Genomic DNA, 21,875 nt, shown 5'->3' with positions numbered 1-21,875 from the left:
AAATGAAAAGATATCTCTCTTTCCTATCCGGCCTGTTGATGTTGATTTCCAATGACGTCTTCTCACAAAATCTGTCAAAAAAACAACTGCTGGAGGACTTAATGTACTACAGAGACACCCTCCCGGTAAAGCACAAAAATCTGTTTAACAAAATTACCAAAACCGAATTTGAAAGTAAAGTTGCCCGGATAGCCGGAAAAATTGACACCCTGAATGATGAAACCTTTATGGTGGAGCTGTTCAAATTAAACGTGTCCATCGGCGATGAGCATACCCGGATTGAGCCCCGGTTTACATTGGCCTTGCCCATAAAATTTACCCCATTCGACGACGGTATTTTTGTAACCGGTATTGCTCCTCAGCAGTCAGTTGCTCTTTTATCAGAATTAACCGCCATTAACGGACATCCTGTTGATGAAATTAACCGGAAGTTTAAAGAAGTAATTAAAGCCGACAATCAATCCTATTTTGAGACCTATCAGCAACAGTTCCTGAATAATCCTTCTTTTCTCAAAGGACTGGGCATCTTAAACTCGGATAAAAGCGCGGAATTTACATTGCAAAGCCGCAACGGTGAAATCCACCAGGTAATACTTCAAGCCGTTAATAAAGACAGCCTGAACCTGGCATTGTCCCCCCAATATGGCGCCATGTTGCCATACCGGGAACCCGGAAAAGACTATTGGTATGTGTATGACTCAACAAAGAAAACGATCTATTTCAACTTTGTTCATTGCATAGATGATGAGCAGTATCCATTCGCGCAATTTAATAAGGAACTGTTTTCAAAAATAAACAGCTGGCATCCCGATAAAATTATTGTGGATCTCCGGTTTAACAGTGGCGGTAATTCCGCTGTACTGGAACCTTTCATCGACAGCATTAAACATAGCTATTTAAATAAAAAGAAACATTTTTATGTACTTATCGGGAAGCAAACTTTTTCTTCTGCCTTAATGAATGCCATTGAGTTTAAAAGATATACTAATGCCATCCTGGTTGGACAAATGACCAGCGGCAACATTAACCACTATGGAGAAGTGCGCGGGTTCAGGCTGCCAAACACAAAGATCGTGATCGGTTATTCAACAATGTATTGGGAAAACTGGAAAGGAAAAAAAGGCGCGTTAATGCCTGATAAGGGAATTACATATAGTTCTTTAAATTTTATTAATAATAAAGATGAAGCCCTGGAATATATCTATAAACGGTAAATTATAATTATATAAACATTCCCTTGAATAGTGTAACGCCTGTGCCCACATTGGAACGTAGCTTTGTAGAAAATCAGCAGTATATGTCATCAGCTATATCATTACAACAGGAATCAACAGCCACCAGGCAACACAAAGCAGGCACTACAAAAGAAACCTTTCCCGTATTGGAAATGACCTGTGCCGCATGCGCTGTTAGCGTGGAATCCATGTTAAAATCGGTGCCCGGCGTACAGGACGCCGGCGTTAACTTCGCCAATCAAACCGCCTGGGTACAATATGATCATGCCACTGTTACCCCTGCTATGCTGCAAAGCAGCGTTCGCTCAGTGGGGTACGACCTGGTGATAGACAAGGAAAACCAGGATGAAGTAAAGGAAGAAGCGCAGCAGCGGCATTACCGGGAGGTGAAGCAACGCACCATCTGGGCGTCGGTGTTATCGCTTCCTATCGTTGTTATCGGGATGTTCTTTATGGATATACCATACGGTAACTGGATCATGATGGCGCTTGCCACGCCGGTGGTGTTCTTCCTGGGCCGGAACTTCTTTATGAATGCCTGGAAGCAGGCCCGGCACCGCAAAGCCAATATGGATACATTGGTAGCGTTGAGCACCGGTATCGCCTGGTTGTTCAGTGCTTTTAACACCATATATCCTGAGTTCTGGCATCAGCGCGGATTGCATGCGCATGTATATTTTGAAGCAGCTGCTGTGGTGATAGCGTTTATCTCGCTGGGTAAGCTGCTGGAAGAAAAAGCCAAATCCAATACCTCATCTGCCATAAAAAAACTCATCGGCCTGCAACCCAAAACAGTATTGCTGGTGGATGAATCCGGCAACACCCGTGAAATCCCTGTTTCTGATGTAAAAGTACAGGACCTCCTGCTGGTAAAGCCGGGCGAAAAAATTCCGGTGGATGGAAAGTTAGCAGATGGCGCTTCTTATGTGGATGAAAGCATGATCACCGGTGAGCCGGTGCCCGTGGCTAAACATGCCGGTGACGCAGTATTTGCCGGCACCATTAACCAGAAAGGAAGCTTCCGGTTCCGGGCCGAGAAAGTAGGCGCAGACACACTACTGGCGCAGATTATCAAAATGGTACAGGAAGCACAGGGCAGTAAGGCGCCGGTTCAGAAGCTGGTAGACAAGATCGCCGGCATCTTTGTACCGGTGGTAATAGGTATTGCTATCCTCACCTTCGTTTCCTGGATGGTGTTAGGCGGTGATAACGCTTTCACCCATGCGCTGCTTACTTCGGTAACGGTATTGGTGATCGCTTGCCCGTGTGCATTAGGACTGGCAACGCCCACCGCCATCATGGTAGGTGTAGGTAAAGGCGCTGAAAATAATATCCTCATCAAAGATGCGGAAAGCCTGGAGCTGGCGCATAAAGTGAACGCCATCATCCTCGACAAAACCGGTACCATCACGGAAGGTAAACCGGTGGTGACGGACCTTATCTGGCATGCAGCCGCCAATAGTACCTCCGGATCTGTATTGTATTCCCTTGAACAGCCATCGGAACACCCCCTGGCAGAAGCCGTGGTCGCTTACCTGAAAAACGACGGCGCCACGCCCGTTCAGTTGTCGGGCTTTGAAAGCCTTACCGGTAAAGGGGTACAGGGAACTTTTGAGCAAACCGTTTACCTGGCAGGTAACCGGAAGCTGATAGATGAAAACCATATTACTGTTGATCCGCAGCTGGCAGCACAGGCCGCCGCATTACAGGAAGATGCCAAAACAGTGATCTATTTTGCAGCAGGCAAACAGCTGCTGGCAATAATCGCTATCGCAGATAAAATAAAGGAAACCTCCCGGGAAGCGATTGCCTCCTTACAAAAAGACGGCATTGAGGTATATATGCTTACCGGCGACAACACCCACACTGCTGCAGCTGTAGCCAGGAAAGTAGGAGTGAAACACTATAAAGCAGAGGTACTCCCTTCCTATAAAGCTGCCTTTGTAAAAGAACTGCAGCAATCCGGGAAAGTGGTAGCGATGGTGGGCGATGGTATCAACGACTCACAGGCGCTGGCCCAGGCAGACGTAAGTATTGCAATGGGCAAAGGCTCGGATATTGCGATGGATGTGGCAAAGATGACCCTGATCACCTCCGATCTGAACAGCATTCCCAAAGCGCTGAAGTTGTCGCGCAAAACCGTGAGCACTATTAAACAGAACCTTTTCTGGGCATTCATCTATAATATCATCGGTATCCCAATTGCCGCCGGTGTTTTGTTCCCTGTTAACGGATTTTTGTTAGACCCGATGATCGCAGGCGCGGCTATGGCCCTCAGTTCTGTAAGTGTTGTGAGCAACAGTTTGCGTTTGAAAGCGGCACGTCTTTAAAATAAATTTTCAGGAAGCATGAACAATATACAGATCTGGCGCACTGCCGGTATTATCCTGGAAACTGCATCAACAGTAACCGTACAATTTGATACCGGCAGCCAGCTGTTTATATATAACCCCGGCTGACTTGTGGCGAAGTGAAAGAAACGATTCAATAAGAGTGCTTTCAGCAAACCTAAAATGTAATTACATTTGATCAACATTGCGGGAGTGAATAACTTCACAGCAATGAAGTTAAAATGGACAGGATACCCATCAGACATATTGTAGCGGCGCAGCAAGAAACAGATTTGTCTGAAGGCTTTGGTATCCGGAATCTTCAGGATTTGCTGGCCGGGGAAGACATGGTGCAGGAATATCACCGGCATGATTTCTTTTATATGCTTGCTTTGGACAAAGGAGGTGGTAGTCATGATATTGACTTCACCCCCTATGCAATTGGCGACCATGCTGTTTTTTTTATGCGTCCGGGTCAGGTGCACCGGCTGGTACTGAAAGCCGGCAGTACAGGGTATATGATGCAATTTAGCGCCGGGTTTTGTTTTTCTCATCACAAAGTATCCAGCCAGCTGTTACGCGCAGCCAGTCATATTAATCACTATCAGTTTACTACCAGCGGGTTTCAGAAGGTACTGGCGATATTAACTGATATTCATCGGGAATATACCGGCAAACAGGAAAGCTATCAGCATGTTATTAAAGCGAATCTGGATGTTTTGTTTATTGAGCTGATAAGACAGCATCGCCATCATTCTTCCGGTAATGCGAGCCTTTACATGCAGGAGCAACTGGATGCGTTCCTCGGACTTTTGGAGACGCATGTGTTGAACTGCAGGCAGGTATCCCGGTATGCTGCTATGCTGAACCTTTCCAGCTATCAGCTGAATGCTGTCACCAAAGCAACGGTAGGTAAAACCTGTTCGGAGCTTATTAACGGGTATATTATACTGGAAGCCAAAAGACAGCTGCTGGCAACCTCCGGGCAGATAAGTCAGATCGCAGATCATCTTGGATACGAAGATGTTTCCTATTTCATCAGGTTCTTCAAAAAACACACAGGATCTTCACCTGAAATGTTTAGACGCGACCACCGCTAAATCCTATAGTACTACATTTTTGTCCTACTCTTTAGTGTACCACCCCAATTACCTTTGCCGGAACTTTAAAATATAAATCAACGCATATGAATCAATCCTGGGACGAGCAATACAAAAATATGTGGGATAACAGGTATAAGAATGAAGAGTACGCCTATGGGAAAGCCCCCAATGAGTTTTTTAAGGAATGGCTTCAGCAATTTGAACCCGGATCTATATTAATGCCGGCCGACGGAGAAGGACGTAACGGCGTATTTGCGGCACGGATTGGATGGAAAGTAACTTCATTTGATCTGAGTGCCGCGGGGAAATCGAAGGCATTGCAACTTGCAGCAGCGCATCACGTTGCCCTGGAATATATAGTGGGAGACCTGGAGCAGCTGAAGTTTGAAAAGGAATCATTTGACGCCATCGGCCTTGTGTATGCACACTTTGCCGCCGGTAAGAAATCCTCCTTCCACAAACAATTAAGCAGCTATCTCAAACCGGGCGGCGTAATTATTTTAGAGGCTTTCAGTAAAAAACATATACACCTCAAGCAGCTGAACCCTGCCGTGGGCGGGCCAAATGATATTGATATGCTACTCTCCAAAGCAGAGATAACTGCGGACTTTGAAAATTATGATATCCTGATGCTGGAGGAAGAGGAAATTCTTTTAAGTGAAGGGCCGTGTCATATAGGAAAAGGTGGGGTAGTGAGATTTGCAGGAAAAAAGCGCGGTTAGCGTTGAAGGGCCCCCTGCCTCCCGGATGCTTCTCCGGTGCCCCGGACTTGCGTATATCATGGATCATCCATGCACTATCTATACTGTTCGCATGGACTCCGCATGGACTCCTCATGGACTATTAATGCACTATCAATGCACTATCCATACACTTAGAGCGTCTGAGGTCGGTAAGGCCCCAACTTTTAGCTCAGCCCTTTAGGGTCAGGAGCCTTCACTTTCGGTTGTGATGTTATGTGTTGATAATCAATATTTTTAGTGGATCGAACAGCAGGCCGGCTACCTTTGCGGATTTATTTTAGAGAAAGTTAGCGTCCTTTTTATTAGCTTGTATGCTGCCAAAAACGTTTGAAACTATACACTAATCGTTTGATCTCTTCAACAATGAGCACATTAACAGCATTGCCGGAAGCACCCGCGGCAATAAACCGTGACAATGAAAAAAAAGCCCGGCTTTACTCACTAGATGCCCTCCGCGGATTTGATATGTTCTGGATTATGGGCGGCGGCGCCATCTTTCATGAAATTGCCAAAGCCACCGGATCGCCTTTCTGGGCGGCGATAGATGTACAACTGGAACATCCTGCGTGGAATGGGTTCCATTTCTATGATCTCATCTTCCCGCTTTTCCTGTTTATGGCCGGTGTGTCTACCCCGTATTCAGTAGGCCGGGAGCTGGAGAAAGGTAAAAGCCGGAGCCGGTTGTTATTGCGTGTAATAAAGAGGGGACTGGTACTGGTGCTGCTGGGGATCATTTATAATAATGGGTTGCAGCTGCAGCCGGTATCACAGATACGGTTCTGCAGCGTATTAGGCCGCATCGGCCTGGCTTATATGTTTGCCAACATCATTTATCTGTATACAAAGGAACGGGCGCAAATGATCTGGTTTGCCGGTATCCTGGTGGCGTATTGGCTGCTGCTGAAGTTTACAGCGGCGCCCGGATTTGCGCCAGGTGATCTTACGATGGAAGGGAATTTTGCATCGTACCTCGACCGCTGTATCGTTCCGGGTAAGCTGTACCTGGGTATCCATGATCCGGAAGGATTTACGTCTACCTTCCCGGCCATCAGCACCGCGATGTTGGGGATTCTCACCGGCAATTTATTGCGGAACAGTCCCATACCTCCGGTGAAGAAGGTGGGAGTGATGGCCCTTACCGGCGTGATTTTCCTGGTGCTGGCACAGTTGTGGAATCTTGATTTTCCCATCAATAAAAATCTGTGGACCAGCTCATTTGTGCTGCAGGTAGGAGGTATCAGCCTGTTGTTGCTCGCACTTTTCTATTACGTTATTGATATTGCAGGCTTCCAGAAATGGGCGTTCTTCTTCCGGGTAATAGGAATGAACTCTATTCTCATTTATATTTCCGGCCACTTTATCGACTGGGGTTACAGCAACAATGCATTTTTTAAATGGCTTGGGCAGTTGGTAGGAGACCCGTTTGGAGCGGTAGCCCTCAGCATCTCCCTGGTATTTCTAAAATGGTTGTTCCTGTATTTTGTGTATAAGCAGAAGGTGTTCCTCAAAGTTTAAAGGCTATCCTTACTTATTTACGTCATTGAGAATAGCGTCCTTTCTCTCCAGTAAATAAATTTTTCCAAACTTTTAATACATTTGTGCTTTGTGATAAATTTTTAGCAAACAGGGATGAAGGGGAAAGATCTGACAAACCGGGAGGAACAACTGCAGCAGGAGCAATTTACTGCTTACTTCCGCCTGTATGAATATCCCCTTTATTGCTTTGCCCTTAAAACCATCCAATCCGAATTACTCGCCCGCGACATCATCCAGGAAGTATTTATTAAGTTATGGTCGGTCCGCGATCAGTTCAATGAGATCAGGGATATAGAAGATTATCTTTATAAGATGGTGCGTAACAAGGTGCTGGATGTACTACGCCAGCTTGCCAACGACCGCAGGTTGCGCGCAGCCTACTTCAACGACCACCAGTGGGAGGAAAGCCGTACCTACGAGAATATTGTGGCCAAAGAATATGAATTTGCCCTGGCAGAAGCCATCAACCAGCTGCCTCCACAACGCCGGATCATTTACCAGTTGAGCCAGGTGGAAGGCCGCACCCGGAATGAAATTGCAGCAGAACTCCGTATTTCCCCATCTACCGTAAAAAACCAGCTAACCGCCGCCCTCAGCTATCTCCGCAAAATAGTAGCCGGCCAGATTAAATTATTCTAATTTTTTTCTTCGCCCGATAGGACATCCCCTTTTTTCAAACGTCAGTAATATATAGTCCTGTATCAGGACGCGTCACATTAATACTATCGGAGATTGGATCAGGCACATTTTACACATCTTTTCAGGTTATACATTTCCGGCAAATGCTCGCCGGAAGAAAGGAATGAATTCTTTGACCTCCTGGAAGCCAACAAGGAGGACCACACCATGATTTCCCTGCTGGATCAGCTTTATAGTGAGGTGAGACTGGAAACACCGTCGGCTACCTATGTCAATAACCGCGGTGAAATTGACCTGGCTGTTCATCCTTCGGCTCCTGCAAAGGTGGTGCCTTTTTATAAACGCCGCAACACCACTCGCCTGGCGGCTGCCGCCTCCCTGTTGTTACTACTGGGTACAGGCGCCTGGATGCTTTCCACTAAGCGTAACCCTGCTCCGCTGGTTGCCGGCGGGCAGAGGGGAGAGAAGCTGGAGTTAATTGCAGCAACTACCACCATCCGCACCGGTAACCAGGAACGCAAAGTGATTGTACTGTCAGACAGCACCCGCATTGTATTAAACAGCGGTACGGAAATCAGGTACCCCGATCAGTTTGATCCGCAAAAAAGGGAAATATTCCTGGAAGGCGAGGCATTCTTTGAAGTATCCAATGCGGCAGCGTGGCCTTTTGTGATCCATTCTGCCGGCGGCATGGCCACCACCGTACTCGGTACCTCCTTTAATATTAAAGCCTATCCCGGCCGCAGCCAGGCGATCGTGTCTGTTGTTACCGGAAAAGTAAAAATCTCAAAAGATAAAAAAGATATATCCACCCTCATAAAAGGGCAGGAGCTGCATCTCACCATGCTTACCGGTGAAGTGATGCAACGCAATATAATCAGCATTAATACAGCCGGATGGCAAACAGGAGATATCAGTTTCAGCGATGAACCATTGGAAGATATAATGAAAGATCTTCAGATCTTTTACGGCGTAAATATAAAGATCAGTAATCCAGGGTTGGCCAACCTGCTGATCACCACCGGATTTAAGAAGAACACATCTGTTGACAGTGCCCTTGATATAATATGTGAACTGGCCAATGCGAAGTACGCCAGGAATCAGGACGGTTACGTAGTTTACTGACTACACATTTAAATCAACCAATTAAAGTACGAGATGACAAAAAAGATTGTTGTAGTGCTGCTGGCATTGCTATGCCTTAACTATTCCCTTTCTTATGCACAGCAAAAAGAAACCAGGGTTACCCTGCACCTGACCAATGCCACACTGAAAGAAGTGTTTCGCCAAATGCAAACACAAACAGGGAAGTATTTTGGTTACCAGTCGAAAGACCTGGAGGGGCTTCCCCGCCTGCAATTTGATTGTACCAATGAGCCGTTGGAGGAAGCGCTGAAACAGCTGTTGCACAACACCGGTTTAACCTTTGTGGTAAAAGGAAATAATGTGCTGATTAAAAAAAGTCCCGAACCACCCGCCGGCGCGCGGCAGGTAGATATTGCCATCGCCCGTGTGGGAAACAGAACGGTAGCAGGAAGGGTGATCAATGGTGAACAGCAGGGCATACCAGGCGTAAGTATCCTGGGCCTGATGTCAAAGAAAACAGCCTTTACCAACGATAACGGGGAGTATTTTATTCAGATACCGGAAGATGAAACGATGCTGTCTTTTTCCAGCGTGGGTTTTCAAAACCGGAACGTAATGATGGGTACAGCAAAAACATATAACGTAACGCTGCTGGAACGGGTGGGTAACCTGAAGCAGGTGGAAGTAGTATCTACCGGTTATGTAAACCTGCCAAAAGAACGTGCCACCGGTTCCTTTGGCGTAGTGACCGCAAAAGACCTGGAAAAGATTCCCGTGCCCAATGTGATTCACCGGCTGGAAGGCCAGGTGGCAGGCGTACAGCTGAACCTCACAGAATCCGATAATAGTTTTGTATATACGAATCTGAATGGCGCTGTGCAGGGAAACGGCAGTTATGATATTACCATCCGGGGCGCCAGTACACTGAATAATGATGTAAATAAAAAACCGCTGGTGGTAATAGATGGATTTCCTACGGAGATGGATATACGCACTATCAATCCTGCCGATGTGGAACAGATCACCTTCCTGAAGGATGCGGCAGCGGCCTCTATCTGGGGCGCACGCGCATCTGCCGGCGTAATTGTGATCACCACCAAAAAAGGAAAAATAAATGATGGCGCTCCACGCATCTCTTTCTCTGCAGGGTTAGGCATGAACGGCAAGCCAAGGTTATCCTCGCTGCCACTGATGAACGCGGCACAAATGATCGACTATGAGCAGGAACTGGTGAACAAAAGATTTATCACGGACCCTGCCAGTTTGCCGGCCGCCAGCCAGCGGCCCATCAGCGAGGCGATAGATTGGATGTTCAGGCTCAAAAGAGGCGAAGTTACCCAGGCGCAGGTAGATGCCGCATTTGCCGTACTGAAAGGCCGCGATTCCCGCAAACAGGTAGAGGAATACCTCCTTACCCCGGCTTCTACCAGGCACTACGACCTCAATGTGAGCGGCGGTACCGGCAAGCATACCTATTTCGTTTCCGGCGCCTACGATAAAGAAAGCACCAGCACCAAAAATACCTTCGGGGAAAGAATGACCCTGACGGCCAACCAGGAATTTACCTTCTTTAAAAATGTAACCTTATCCGCCAACCTGCGTGGAAGCTGGTTCCGCTACCGCACCGGCGGATTGGGAATCAGTGTATATGGCCGTTCTTCCAACCCGTTGATGCCTTATGATCAACTGGTAGATGATAACGGCAACAGCGTCAATTATTCACGCGCTTATTACTCCGGCAGGCTCAGTAACCTGGAAGCGCAGGGTTATATGCCCTGGCGCTACAACTATATGGATGAACAAGCCCTGTCGGATAATACCACCAATGAAAGTAACTACGCCGCCAGCTTTGCCTTAAATATCCCGCTGTATAAAGGTTTGAGCTTTAATGCCCAGTATATGGCCGAACGGGCTGCTTCCGGCGTAAAAAACTATAATAGCGACAGTTCCTACTATACCCGTAATATGCTGAATACCGCTACCTCCATTGATGCCAACGGCAAACTGGTATATGGTATTCCCTTAGGCGGTATCATGGAAACAACAGATTACGCAAAAAATAACTACAGCATCCGCGGACAGCTTAATTTAGACCGTAACTTTTCAGGTAACCACCAGGTGAATGCCCTGCTGGGCATGGAAGCCCGGCAAACCATTGATGGCTCCGGCAGCAACCGCATGTTTGGCTTTAATACACAAACGCAGTTTAGCAAGCCGGTTGATTATGTAACCCCGTACGTGACGGTAGACGGATACCAGTCGGTGCCGCCATATAGCGTAAACTACTCCTCCAAACGCAGGCGCTATCTTTCTTATTACGGCAATTTTTCGTATACCTATGCAGGTAAGTATACCTTGTCGGGGAGCGCACGTTACGATGATTATAACAACTTCGGACTCGACAAAAAATACCGCGCAAAACCTTTCTGGTCGGCAGGTGCAGCCTGGGCATTGTCCAAAGAAGACTTTATGCAAAACATTAGCTGGGTAAGCGGACTTACACTCCGCGCTACCTATGGCATCAACGGTAATATCAGCACCACCGCATTGCCATACGATCAGCTATACCTGCTGAGCGACTATCAATACCCTTTTGATCCCTACTCAATGGTGGGATCACCTGCTAACCCATCGCTGCGATGGGAACAAACCGGCGTGTATAATGTGGGACTGGACTACGCATTGTTTGATAACCGCATGAACGGAACCGTAGAATTCTATTATAAAAAAGGCGCCGACCTCTTTGCTTCGTTCCCGATCGACAATACCGTGGGCTTTGATAATATCACCCGCAATACTTCCTCCCTGAGTGGTAAAGGAATAGACCTGTCGCTCGGCGGCAGTATTATACGCAACAAACAGTTTGAATGGTCTGCCAACCTGGTATTCTCCTATAATACCAATAAGGTAACAGATGCGAGGTACAATATTACCAACTCCCTGCTGCAATCCGCCGGTGTGGGCGGTCCAATAAAAGGATTCCCCACGGATTACCTGATGGTTTTCCGTTACGCCGGACTGGATGGCAACGGCAGTCCGCTGGTGATAGGAGGTAAGGGCGATACGCTGACTATTTATCAATCGCCCAAAGATATCAGCGATCTGAAAAATGCCGGCCGTTTGTCGGCCCCGTACTTTGGCAGCCTGCAGCAAACAATCCGCTACAAAGGGTTCTCTTTGTTTGCCCTGGTTACCTATAAGCTGGGCTACGTATTCCAGCGGCCCGTACCCGGTGAATACCCCGGCCGTTACGGTTTTCAGAACTACGACTATAACAAACTCCTGGATCAGCGCTGGCGTAAACCGGGCGATGAAGCCTTCACCAATGTGCCAGGCCTCAGCGGCAACAGCACCGGGCAGATCAGGTATATCAATGCAGATATCAACGTACTGCCCGGCGATCATATCCGGTTACGCGAAGTGTCGCTCACCTATAGCGTGCCGGCAGCATTGTTCCACCGCCTGCCTGTTAAAAGTATTTCCCTTACCGGCGCAGCCAGGAACCTGGCGCTACTGTGGACAAAGAATGAAGATGGTTTAGATCCCGATTTTCCGCCAAGTACCCGGAATGTGAAATTGCCGCCATCTGCATCGTATAATTTTTCACTGAACGTCAGCTTCTGATCTTACTTCAAAACGCAGTCAAATGAAACGATATAAAATATTCCTCCTTTTTATTGTTGCCGGCACACTTATGCAGGCCTGCAGCAAATACACGGATATAAAAACAGAAGGCGCGCTTACGCCCGATGATTACATCAACTACCGCTACCTGATGAATAACCGGCAGGGACTGGAACGTTCGGTAGACATGCCGGATATGACCGCAGATGATATTGTGTACAGTGATGCCGCTATACAACAGGGTTTACCGGCCGAGTCACGCAACGCCTATATGTGGGCGGCACAATACTATGATGTGGTAGCCGCCGACCCTGACTGGAAAATACTCTACGCCGCTATCTATCCCTGCAACCTTGTGATCAGGGATGTAATGAACAGTAACGGCGGTACGGCACAACTGAAAAAACAAGTATTGGCGGAAGCGAGGGTACACCGGGCATACAGCTATTTCACGCTGGTAAATATGTATGGGAAGCAATACAATGAGAGCAGCAAAGCTACCGACCCGGGAGTACCTTTACTGCTGGAGCCCGATGTGGCCATTGTAGCCACCCGCGCTACAGTACAACAGGCATACGATCAGATATTGAGCGATTTACAGGCAGCTATTCCTGATTTGCCCGAGAAAAATACCTATAATATTTATCCGTCAAAAGCCGCCGCGTATGCGCTGCTGGCAAGAACCTACCTGCAAATGGGACAGTATACAGCAGCAGAAAATAATGCAGACAACGCATTGAAGATCCAATCAGGTTTACTGGACCTGACCACCCTTAGCAGCTACCCGCAGCGGACAGACAACCCGGAAATCATTCTTTCCAAAACAGCAGGAATGAGTCATCAATATTCCGCTATGCAGGTAATGAGCAGCCAGTTGCTGTCGTTATACAACACCAAAGATTACCGGTATAGTTATTTTACAAAGAATTATACCGTATCAGGAAATACTTACCGCGTTTATTCCAAAGAAGCCGTTATTGGCGGCAACCGCAATATAGGTCTGTCTGTACCGGAGATGCTGCTTATTAAAGCAGAATGCCGGGCCAGGGCAGGCGATGCCAACGGCGCCATGAGTGCTGTAAATACACTCCGGGCCAAACGCTTTACAGCAACTGATTTTACGCCTGCAACTGCCACCAGCGCAGAAGATGCATTGGTAAAAGTATTGCAGGAAAGAAGACGGGAATTATGCTTTACCTGTATCCGCTGGTTTGATCAGAAACGTCTTTTCACCGACCCCCGCTTCGCGGAAAATATCACCCGTACCAACTTTACCACCGGCGAAACGTATACGCTTACGCCTGGCAGCAACCGGTACCTGTTTCCCATTCCGCAATATAATATCCAGTTGAATCCGTCGTTGGAGCAAAACCCGAGATAAACACTAAAAGCAATCTTCAGATGAATAAAGTAAAAATCGCCTTTGTGATGCCGTGTATGTTGTTCTCCGGAATGGCCTTTTCACAACAGGCAATGACAGTGACGCCGAAAAGGGCTATTGCAGGCGATTCGGTGACTATCAGTTATAACCCGGAAACCACTATGCTGAAAGGGCAGGCGCCTGTTAATGGCGTGATCTATCTCTACAAAAATAATCAGTGGGAAACACACGACCTGCATATGAAGATGACCGACTCAGGCTGGGTAACCCGGTATTATTTACCGGAGAAAGCCGCATTGATGGTTTGTAATTTCACGGCCAACGGCATTACGGATAAAGGTGGCGCCCCAACTTACGCTTATATGTTGGCCGACCGCCGGGGCCCGCAAATGGCTACCGCCTACGCTGCCTGGGCCTTTTTACGCACACCGGCGTTTGTGGGTGAAGTACCGCCTGCAGTAGATGATACCGTGAAGATCACCAACGAAGTGGCCATGTTCTGGATGAACAACGAACTCCGGGATCACCCGGAAAGCAGGCGTCCTATTTTTTATAACGCCATGACGATCCTGAAAAACACCGGCGAGAAACGTGCTGATACCGTCATTCGCCGTGAAATTAATTATATCAGTAGTTTGAAAGATGCTACCGAAGCGGAGTTAATGGAGGTGAGCAAAGCGTATAAGAATTTGTTGGGAGACAGGGCCCGCGCCGACTCCATGAATAATGTAATCATCGCCCGCTTTCCTTCCGGTATGGCAGCCAGGGATGCGATGGTGTTTAAAATGTTCAAGGGGCAACCGGGTGGCCGCTACCCGCTATGGAAGGAGTTTGTGACAAAATTTCCGCCACAGCAGTTTGAAGGAGTGAATACAGAAATACAGCAAATGTATTATAACAAGGCTTTTCGCAGCATTGTTTATGAACGGGTAATGGCCAATAAAAACCTGGGCTTCCTGGATGAAATAATGGATATAGCGCCATTGGAAGGACTTACTGAATTTCATCGCCTCCTCATCATGAATGCACTGGCACACGATGAAATCAAACTGGCAGATGCATTTCCATATTCCAAAAAGCTGGTGGAGCGCATCGAAGCATATACCACCAGGATGAATGACGCCGGCAGCCGGTTCTACTCGCCGCTGCAATGGAAGGAACAGGTGCTGACATATGCCTTACCGGCTTTTATGGGCCATGCTTCCCTGCTGCATAAACAAGGCGATGATAACACCGCCCTGCAATGGATGGAGAAAGTAAAGGATAAGCCGGGTGCTGAAAGGGCTGATTTCCTGAGCCTGTATGCTACCTTACTGGAAAATACCGGCCGGCATGCAGATGCTATGCAGGTAGCTGAAAATGCCGCCAGGGCTAATAAAGCCACCCCGGAAATAATTGCGCTGCTGAAACAGGAGTATGTACGCAGGCACAAAAAAGAAACGGGGTTTGACGCTTATTTCCAGGGTATGAAAAGTGCCGATGAATTATCTGCAGAACAGGAAGCTTTGCGCGCACAACTGATCCGCAAGCAAGCCCCGGATTTTAAACTGGAACAACTTACCGGCGGCGTAGCCAACCTCGCCAAAATGAAAGGCAAAATTGTGGTGCTGGACTTCTGGGCTACCTGGTGCGGCCCCTGCAAAGAAGCCATGCCGGGCATGCAGATGGCAGTAGATAAATACAGTAAAGACAAGAACGTAAACTTCTTCTTTATTGCCACCGAGGAAACCAAACCGGACTATCGCGACCAGATTAAAAAATTCCTCCAGTCGAAGAGTTTGCACCTGAACGTATTACTCGATGCTAAAAACACCGCCTCCGGTCATCTCGATGATACCTATAACAAATACACCAAAGCGCTGTCTTTCTCGGGCATCCCGGCGAAAGTGATCATTGATCAGCATGGAATGATCCGTTGGCTGGGAAGTGGTTACAAAGGAAGTCCGAGCGCCCTGGCAGACGAGATATCCTATATCATTGAGTTGCTAAAGAAAGAAGGATGAGTAACGCAGGCAGGTTTTTAGCTGTAATTTCTATCTGTATGATGGCGTGCATACAGCGGGGGTATAGCCAGGCAGGCGCACCCCAAAGCAGGAATGTTTATTTCAGCAACAAAGATAAAAGTATCCGTTTCGGTGGTACCCTTACCATTCCGGCTAACCGCAAAAACTTTCCCGCCGTGGTATTGCTGTCAGGCACCGGTAAGCAAGACCGCGATGGTACAATGGCCGGCCATAAAATGTTTAAGGCACTGGCAGATTCCCTTGCAGCAATGGGCGTTGCGGTACTCCGTACAGATGACCGCGGCACCGGCGAAACAAATGGGGTATATGAAACTGCCACCACCAAAGACTTTGCAGACGACGCACTCGCTGCCCTCTACTATCTGCGGCAGCAGCCCGGCGTCACCAAAACAGGATTGATCGGACATAGTGAAGGCGGCGCTGCCGCTATCATCGCAGCAGCAGAGAGTAACCGCGTTGCCTTTGTGATCACACTCGCCGGCCTGGCCACCAGCGGCATCGAGGCACTGAAGCTGCAAAACAGCGCTATCATTGATGCGGCGCCCATTTCAGCATACGATAAAAACCGGCATCATACCATCACCACACGGATGTTTGATACAGCCTACCGCTACGCCTATACGCCGGAGCTGGAGCCACGGCTCCGTGCTACCTATGCAGCCTGGAAACATGCGGACGACAGCGCCTACGCAAAAGACAAAGCCGGGGAAGCAGACCATATGCGCTTCTTCCTGGAATCTTATGTCCGGCAGGCCACCGGCTCCTGGTACCAGTATCACCTGCGGTACAACCCTGCGCCTTTTCTGCAGCAGGTTAAAGTACCCTTTCTTGCGCTGAACGGCGATAAGGACATCATGGTGCCTTATAAGGAAAACCTGGCTGCTATCGGGGAAAGCGGCAACCCGGAGGTAACCGTAAAAGTACTGCCGGGTTTAAATCATCTTTTCCTGCACTGCGTAAGCTGCACCAATGAGGAGCTGCCCCGGCTGAAAGGTGATTTTGCCCCGGAAGCCTGGACTGCTATAAAAAACTGGATGCAATCGTTTTTATAAAATCAAAAATCAAAGAGTGATGATGGCCATCCCTGTAAGGGGGTGGCTTTTTTTGATGCAGCACTGTCAGCTTTAAAAGGACGTTTTGTAGGTATATTAATAATTCCTATATTGTAGGGCATTAATTTTTTGAAGTAGCACGTAGCCCCTGATTGTGATTCCTCATCCCTAATACTTACACACATGAAAAGACTCCTTTCATTATTATTCCTGTTGCCTATGGCGGATTTGTACGCTCAAACGCCTGATACCATCCTGATTAATTACCAGGACTTACCCAAATCAAAAATAAAACGCCGCGTGAGTCATGGTAACCTGGTTGTATTGGAGATCATCAACATTAACAAAAGCCGCTACAATATCCAGGTAAATAATACCAGCACCAATTTCTTCCTGCAACAACCTGATATCCTCAAGAAACTGGATGGGTCAGCCGTTGATCTCAGTACAGCAGAGGATCCTAAAGAAGGGCTGGAGTCGTCATTTTTAGGTGATGGTGGTTTGAAACAAAAAGGATTGTGGGATGCTGAGTTAATCCCTTTTAAAGCTAGTCATAAAAAGCTAAATGAGAAACTAGACAAGTACTGGGAGAGTCTGAATAAGTTCAAGAAAGCAGTTGAAGTACTGCAAAATAGTCTGTATTATAAAAATGAACTGGTAACAATAAGGGAGGCCTGTGATGGAACTTATCCAAAGGCGGAGAAAGATCTGTTAGCAGCAACCACTATTTTTGTCAACAAAAATAAAATCGGAGCGGAAGTCGCTGCTACATCAAAGGATCTATTGCTTGCCCAGGTTACCAATATCCTGGACCATTACACGGAGGTAGCCACCACTGAAAAGGCGAATCTCGAGCTGCTGGAGAAGGAAATTAATGAAGTGGCGAAGTCATTTAAAGAGGATGCAGATAAGCTGATGGCCAAATTGTTGACCTTAAAGAAGGCCGGTAAGGCAACTGATTTTGAAAATGATAACCCTACTCTTGATTTGGCAATCAGAGAGACAAATCAAAGAGTGGATTCAATGCAATCCAATGAGGAAGCTGTTAGAAAAGCTATAGCGTTTATTGAAAATTATAAGCTGCTTGATCAGAAGAATTTAATAGTGAATAGTTATAAAGTGATTAACCCGGTAAATTATACGATAAGACAGGCTGCCGTTGCCGATAAAGATGAACTGAAATTTGACATTAAAATAGAACCCAAAGACAACACCATCTGCGCCGATCCTGGTATACAAACCCCCATTATTGTCAGAACGTATGGCGGGTTTAAACTCGATTTCAGTACCGGCTTCTTTCTGAACTTCGGGAATAACAATTTTTTTGATCAGTCTTACCGGCTGGACAGCATCCCCGGCGATCCGGATAATGTGAAAATAGGAAAAAATGATAACCGCAATAAAGTAGTACCCGCCCTCGGTGCATTGATGCACGCCTATTACAGAACAGGGTGGGACTTTCAGCCTGCATTGGCCGTAGGGGTAAGCTTGTCTACCGGATCTTCCACAAAGTTCAATTACCATGTGGGAATTTCCGCCGCCATAGGCCGTGAACAACGGTTTATTGCCACTTTTGGATGGGTCCTCACCCAGGCAACATTGCTTTCATCAAAGTACCAGGAAGGACAGATCGTACCAAAAGCTACTATTGGAACAACGGTGGAAACGGAGTCGTTTTACAAATGGGGGAATTTTCTGGCCATCACCTATAACCTCACACGATAATGGCAAAGTATATAAAGTACCTGCTTTTAGGTACAGCTGTCATGCTGTTGCTGGTACAATATAAGGGATATAGCCAGGCTATTCCTGCTATACAGCCGCTTAATGATACTATTCCGGAGGATGAGGATTTTCTTTTTTCATGCAGTTTTGTTAGCAATAAGCTGGAAGATAAATGTGTTCCGCGTATGCAACCATCATTAAGCCCGGATGGCTTTACGCCTGCAATGGTAGTTATTAAGATCCAGGGATTATTAGGAATGGAAAATGAAAATCAGGTGGCTGCAAATTTTATACTCTATGAATGCCGTTTCCGGGGACCTGTGTTTAAAGCGGTAATGCTTCGCGGCGACAGTACCCGGTATATTTTATACAATCGCCAGTACCTCGACAAACTGGTAGCCAAGAATACAGATTGGGTGGCCTTTGCCATCTTCGCTCATGAGGTAGGACACCATTTTCTGGGTCACTCCATCCGGAACCAGGCATTAACTTACTCCCTTTCCAGGCAAAGAGAATTAGCGTCGGATTTTTTCTCCGGGTATATTATCAAGAAACTGAATGGAACATTGAAGAACGCGCAGTCGGGGATTATGGCGGTTGATAAACATCCTACCCCGGAACTCGAAGCCGGATGCACTCACCCTACCAAAGCCAAACGGCTGCTGGCAATAACCGGGGGCTATAATTTCGTAAATCAGCCGGGGGCTTCCCTGAGCAGTTTTTTAAATATCGATAGCCTGGTGAAGGCCGAAGGTATAGAACAGTTGCTTAACCGCACTAACCAGTTGTATCAGCAGCAGAAATTTCAGCAGGCGCTGGATCAGATCGACAAGTTATTTGATAGGGTCAGCAGCAACCAGCTCCCCATGATGTTTAATAACAGGGGAATGATAAAACTGAAGCTGAACCAGCAGATTTCTGCCTTGGAAGATTTCAATAAGGCAATAATGATTAATAATAAACACGCCGAATTCTTTGAGAACAGGGGCCGGCTGAAAACGCAGCTGGCTAACGAAATCAATATAAAGGAAGCACAAAAAGACCTGAACAGGGCTAACCTGCTGAAGCAACAGCAGAAAGTGCAATGATACCGCCCGGCGTAGCCTCTACTGCGGCTCAAAAGAAGAAATATCCACGTAGTACCTGCGTGGATTATTTCTATCTATGTATACGTCTATTTTTTTATTAAGACCAATCATCGGGGTAGGGTCAGACCATATAAAGCCACTCTTGAAATGGCGGCTTTCCCCGGTGAGCGGATCTTTCCAGTTGCACCGGATAAAAAAAGGATGACGATGGTTAACGTGAACAAACCTGTTAATGTCTACCGAATCAAAGTCGGCCTGGATCAGCTGCCCCGATTGTTTGAGCTGGTCCCTGCGCGAGTGGCTCACCTTTCTCACAATATAATAACCCAGTCCAATCAGGCTGAATACTAACCCGAGGCCACCAACGATGATAACGCCAAAATACTCCCGCCAGCCAGCTATTTCTGCATTGTCGGGATTTTTGGGGTCATAATACATGCCCACACGTTCCCCGATTTCGTAACCGGCAGGATTGGAAGAAACGCTGGAAATATATCGATGCTTCACACCCGCTTCATCGTAATAGGTAACAACCGGGGCGTAAGACCGCTTACCCTTCGGTATGAGGTCCACTACCGTTCCGCTGGTTTTTACCGCGGATGCATTGAATCGCTGAATATTGTAGTATATCACCGAGGCGCCGGTGACCATTAGTAAACCAATCCCCAGGAAGATATTAAAAGTAAGCGACACAACATTACGTTTCATGCAGGCGAACAAATTGGGTAAGGGCGCAAGATACCAAATTGTACAGATAAGGAAACAGGGCGCCTTCCCGGCATTAAGTAGTAAAGCCCCCTGTTCACTTTTTCAGGAATGAATAAATTGAATACGCCCGGCTGCATAAATAGCTGTAATTTTAGTAAAGTGCAGTATTCTCCTGACGGCAACCAATAAAAGGATTAGGTTATATTATTCTGTTTATGGGTTCACTGAACAATGTTCATTTCATCGCGCTGCCGTAATGAATGGCATAAGTTTGCATGATCGTGCAATTGATAAATGCCCCTTCTTCCGGAGGAAATTTAAAGATATCCTCCATTGTATATTCATAAAATACTGAATTGTTTTCCGCCGGGTTATATGCCACAAAAGGAATAATGACCGCGTCTCCTTCTTCCAGATCCTTTTTCACCAACTCTTTCCAATCCACACTGTTATAATTTTCCTTTGCCGTTAACTCAGGAATCATCTTAGCGGGAACATACTTTGAAGGTTCAATTTTTGAAATCTTTCCCTGGGAATTAAATCTGATTCTTAAAGAAAATACAGCTGCCTGTTTTTTCTCACACAATTCCATTGGGAAATGGGCGTACCGGTTCAAAACTTTTATTAACGCCGCATTTGCGCTGTTATTTGTTGCTGCTGATGTTTGGCCGCAGGCGATCATGTGGTTGGTAAGCAGCAGAAAAATAATGAAACCGGCGGAAAATAACTTAATCATGAAAAACAAATCTGGTATGTCCAAAAATATATTAAAATTTTTGTACCTAAAATTACATTTGTTGGCACAACGAAAACGCTAATCATGAAAAAAGTAACCGGTTTTGGAGGTGTATTTTTTAAGTGCGATAACCCGCAGGCGATAAACGAATGGTACGCTAAAAATCTCGGATTGGCTGCCGGCGAATACGTCAGCCAGGCCATTTATGATTAATTACCGGGTGGAAAATATTGTTGCACTGGTAGCCGAATTAAAAAAGGAGAACCTGACGATCGTAGATATGATTGCGGACTATGATTATGGCAAATACTTTGGGAACCCAAAGATGATCCGGATCAGGATAGCGTGGCGGGGTAACAAATGCAACTACTTTACGCCTGAAGTATGAACACTGTCGCCCACCGGCTCTAGCCAGGCCACGGGGCCATGATCCAGGTTAGGACCAATGGCAATATGCACCATCGGATCAGCAGGCGTTGCGCCGTGCCAGTGCAAAACATTGGGCGGGCACTTTACCACATCACCTGCACGGATGATCCGTTTGGGTTGCCCCTTTTCCTGGTAGTATCCTTTACCATTTGTTACCAGTAAAATCTGGCCGCCGGGATGCGAATGCCAATTGGTTCTTGCTCCCGGCGAAAAAGATACATTCCCGATATTTGTATGGTAAGTGGTATCGGCATCCACCAGCATCTGCAGGTAAACGGTACCGGTAAAATTCCTGCTGATAACCCTGTTGCCTTTAGGAAACAGCTGCTTGGTACTATCAGCATTTCCGTTACCGGATTTTTTTACCTGTCCGTTGCAGCTGCTGAAAGCTATCGTCATTATAAAACCTGCTATTCCAATCAACCGGATCATAACG

General features: G+C 46.9%; 18 protein-coding genes. 15 read left to right on the top strand and 3 right to left on the bottom strand.

Annotated elements, in window-relative coordinates; all coding sequences use genetic code 11:
* Positions 1–2 precede the first annotated feature (2 nt).
* From ACMXI2_RS15050 to ACMXI2_RS14990, 13 genes are all read left to right on the top strand, one after another.
* Positions 3–1,214, top strand: coding sequence for a S41 family peptidase (locus ACMXI2_RS15050; RefSeq protein WP_483776919.1), 1,212 nt, complete (start codon positions 3–5; stop codon positions 1,212–1,214).
* 83 nt (positions 1,215–1,297) lie between these two features.
* Positions 1,298–3,565 (top strand): heavy metal translocating P-type ATPase, encoded by a 2,268-nt coding sequence (locus ACMXI2_RS15045; RefSeq protein WP_483782385.1) that lies wholly within the window; start codon positions 1,298–1,300, stop codon positions 3,563–3,565.
* Between the two features lie 242 nt (positions 3,566–3,807).
* Positions 3,808–4,665: a helix-turn-helix domain-containing protein gene (locus ACMXI2_RS15040; protein WP_483782384.1), complete on the top strand. Its 858-nt coding sequence runs from the start codon at positions 3,808–3,810 to the stop codon at positions 4,663–4,665.
* 86 nt (positions 4,666–4,751) lie between these two features.
* Positions 4,752–5,390: a class I SAM-dependent methyltransferase gene (locus ACMXI2_RS15035; RefSeq protein WP_483782383.1), complete on the top strand. Its 639-nt coding sequence runs from the start codon at positions 4,752–4,754 to the stop codon at positions 5,388–5,390.
* A 384-nt stretch (positions 5,391–5,774) separates the two neighbouring features.
* A complete protein-coding gene (locus tag ACMXI2_RS15030) occupies positions 5,775–6,926 on the top strand; it encodes an acyltransferase family protein (protein WP_483782382.1) in 1,152 nt (383 codons plus the stop codon).
* A 114-nt stretch (positions 6,927–7,040) separates the two neighbouring features.
* Positions 7,041–7,586 (top strand): RNA polymerase sigma-70 factor, encoded by a 546-nt coding sequence (locus ACMXI2_RS15025; protein ID WP_483782381.1) that lies wholly within the window; start codon positions 7,041–7,043, stop codon positions 7,584–7,586.
* 93 nt (positions 7,587–7,679) lie between these two features.
* Positions 7,680–8,711, top strand: a complete 1,032-nt coding sequence (locus ACMXI2_RS15020) for a FecR family protein (protein ID WP_483782380.1) — start codon at positions 7,680–7,682, stop codon at positions 8,709–8,711.
* A gap of 33 nt (positions 8,712–8,744) precedes the next feature.
* The gene (locus ACMXI2_RS15015; RefSeq protein ID WP_483782379.1) at positions 8,745–12,296 is read left to right on the top strand and encodes a SusC/RagA family TonB-linked outer membrane protein; all 3,552 of its coding nucleotides are present in this window, start codon (positions 8,745–8,747) and stop codon (positions 12,294–12,296) included.
* Positions 12,297–12,318: 22 nt separating this feature from the next.
* On the top strand, positions 12,319–13,677 hold the full coding sequence (locus ACMXI2_RS15010) for a RagB/SusD family nutrient uptake outer membrane protein (protein ID WP_483782378.1): 1,359 nt from the start codon (positions 12,319–12,321) through the stop codon (positions 13,675–13,677).
* A gap of 20 nt (positions 13,678–13,697) precedes the next feature.
* The gene (locus ACMXI2_RS15005) at positions 13,698–15,680 is read left to right on the top strand and encodes a TlpA family protein disulfide reductase (RefSeq protein WP_483782377.1); all 1,983 of its coding nucleotides are present in this window, start codon (positions 13,698–13,700) and stop codon (positions 15,678–15,680) included.
* A gap of 38 nt (positions 15,681–15,718) precedes the next feature.
* Positions 15,719–16,753, top strand: coding sequence for an alpha/beta hydrolase family protein (locus ACMXI2_RS15000; protein WP_483782376.1), 1,035 nt, complete (start codon positions 15,719–15,721; stop codon positions 16,751–16,753).
* A gap of 183 nt (positions 16,754–16,936) precedes the next feature.
* Positions 16,937–18,478 carry a hypothetical protein gene (locus tag ACMXI2_RS14995; RefSeq protein WP_483782375.1) on the top strand — a complete coding sequence of 514 codons (1,542 nt, stop codon included), beginning with the start codon at positions 16,937–16,939 and terminating at the stop codon, positions 18,476–18,478.
* Entirely contained in the window at positions 18,478–19,566 is a 1,089-nt protein-coding gene (locus ACMXI2_RS14990; protein WP_483782374.1) for a M48 family metalloprotease, read from the top strand. The genes ACMXI2_RS14995 and ACMXI2_RS14990 overlap by 1 nt, the downstream gene beginning before the upstream one ends.
* 18 nt (positions 19,567–19,584) lie before the next feature.
* Here the strand turns inward: ACMXI2_RS14990 and ACMXI2_RS14985 are convergent, their stop codons facing one another.
* Both ACMXI2_RS14985 and ACMXI2_RS14980 read right to left on the bottom strand, forming a co-directional pair.
* Positions 19,585–20,274, bottom strand: coding sequence for a DUF3592 domain-containing protein (locus ACMXI2_RS14985; RefSeq protein WP_483782373.1), 690 nt, complete (start codon positions 20,272–20,274; stop codon positions 19,585–19,587).
* A gap of 235 nt (positions 20,275–20,509) precedes the next feature.
* Positions 20,510–21,010 (bottom strand): hypothetical protein, encoded by a 501-nt coding sequence (locus tag ACMXI2_RS14980; protein ID WP_483782372.1) that lies wholly within the window; start codon positions 21,008–21,010, stop codon positions 20,510–20,512.
* A gap of 84 nt (positions 21,011–21,094) precedes the next feature.
* On the opposite strand from ACMXI2_RS14980, the gene ACMXI2_RS14975 reads away from it, so the two are divergent.
* Together ACMXI2_RS14975 and ACMXI2_RS14970 are read left to right on the top strand one after the other, a co-directional pair.
* On the top strand, positions 21,095–21,223 hold the full coding sequence (locus ACMXI2_RS14975; RefSeq protein ID WP_483782371.1) for a hypothetical protein: 129 nt from the start codon (positions 21,095–21,097) through the stop codon (positions 21,221–21,223).
* A complete protein-coding gene (locus ACMXI2_RS14970; RefSeq protein WP_483782370.1) occupies positions 21,216–21,398 on the top strand; it encodes a hypothetical protein in 183 nt (60 codons plus the stop codon). The genes ACMXI2_RS14975 and ACMXI2_RS14970 overlap by 8 nt, the downstream gene beginning before the upstream one ends.
* Here the strand turns inward: ACMXI2_RS14970 and ACMXI2_RS14965 are convergent.
* Positions 21,377–21,871 carry a cupin domain-containing protein gene (locus ACMXI2_RS14965; protein WP_483782369.1) on the bottom strand — a complete coding sequence of 165 codons (495 nt, stop codon included), beginning with the start codon at positions 21,869–21,871 and terminating at the stop codon, positions 21,377–21,379. The two genes, ACMXI2_RS14970 and ACMXI2_RS14965, sit on opposite strands and share 22 nt — an antisense overlap.
* Between the last annotated feature and the right edge of the window lie 4 nt (positions 21,872–21,875).

This window comes from Chitinophaga sp. G7 BAM 1005, assembly GCF_057126945.1.
This window is presented reverse-complemented; position numbering and strand designations above follow the sequence as displayed.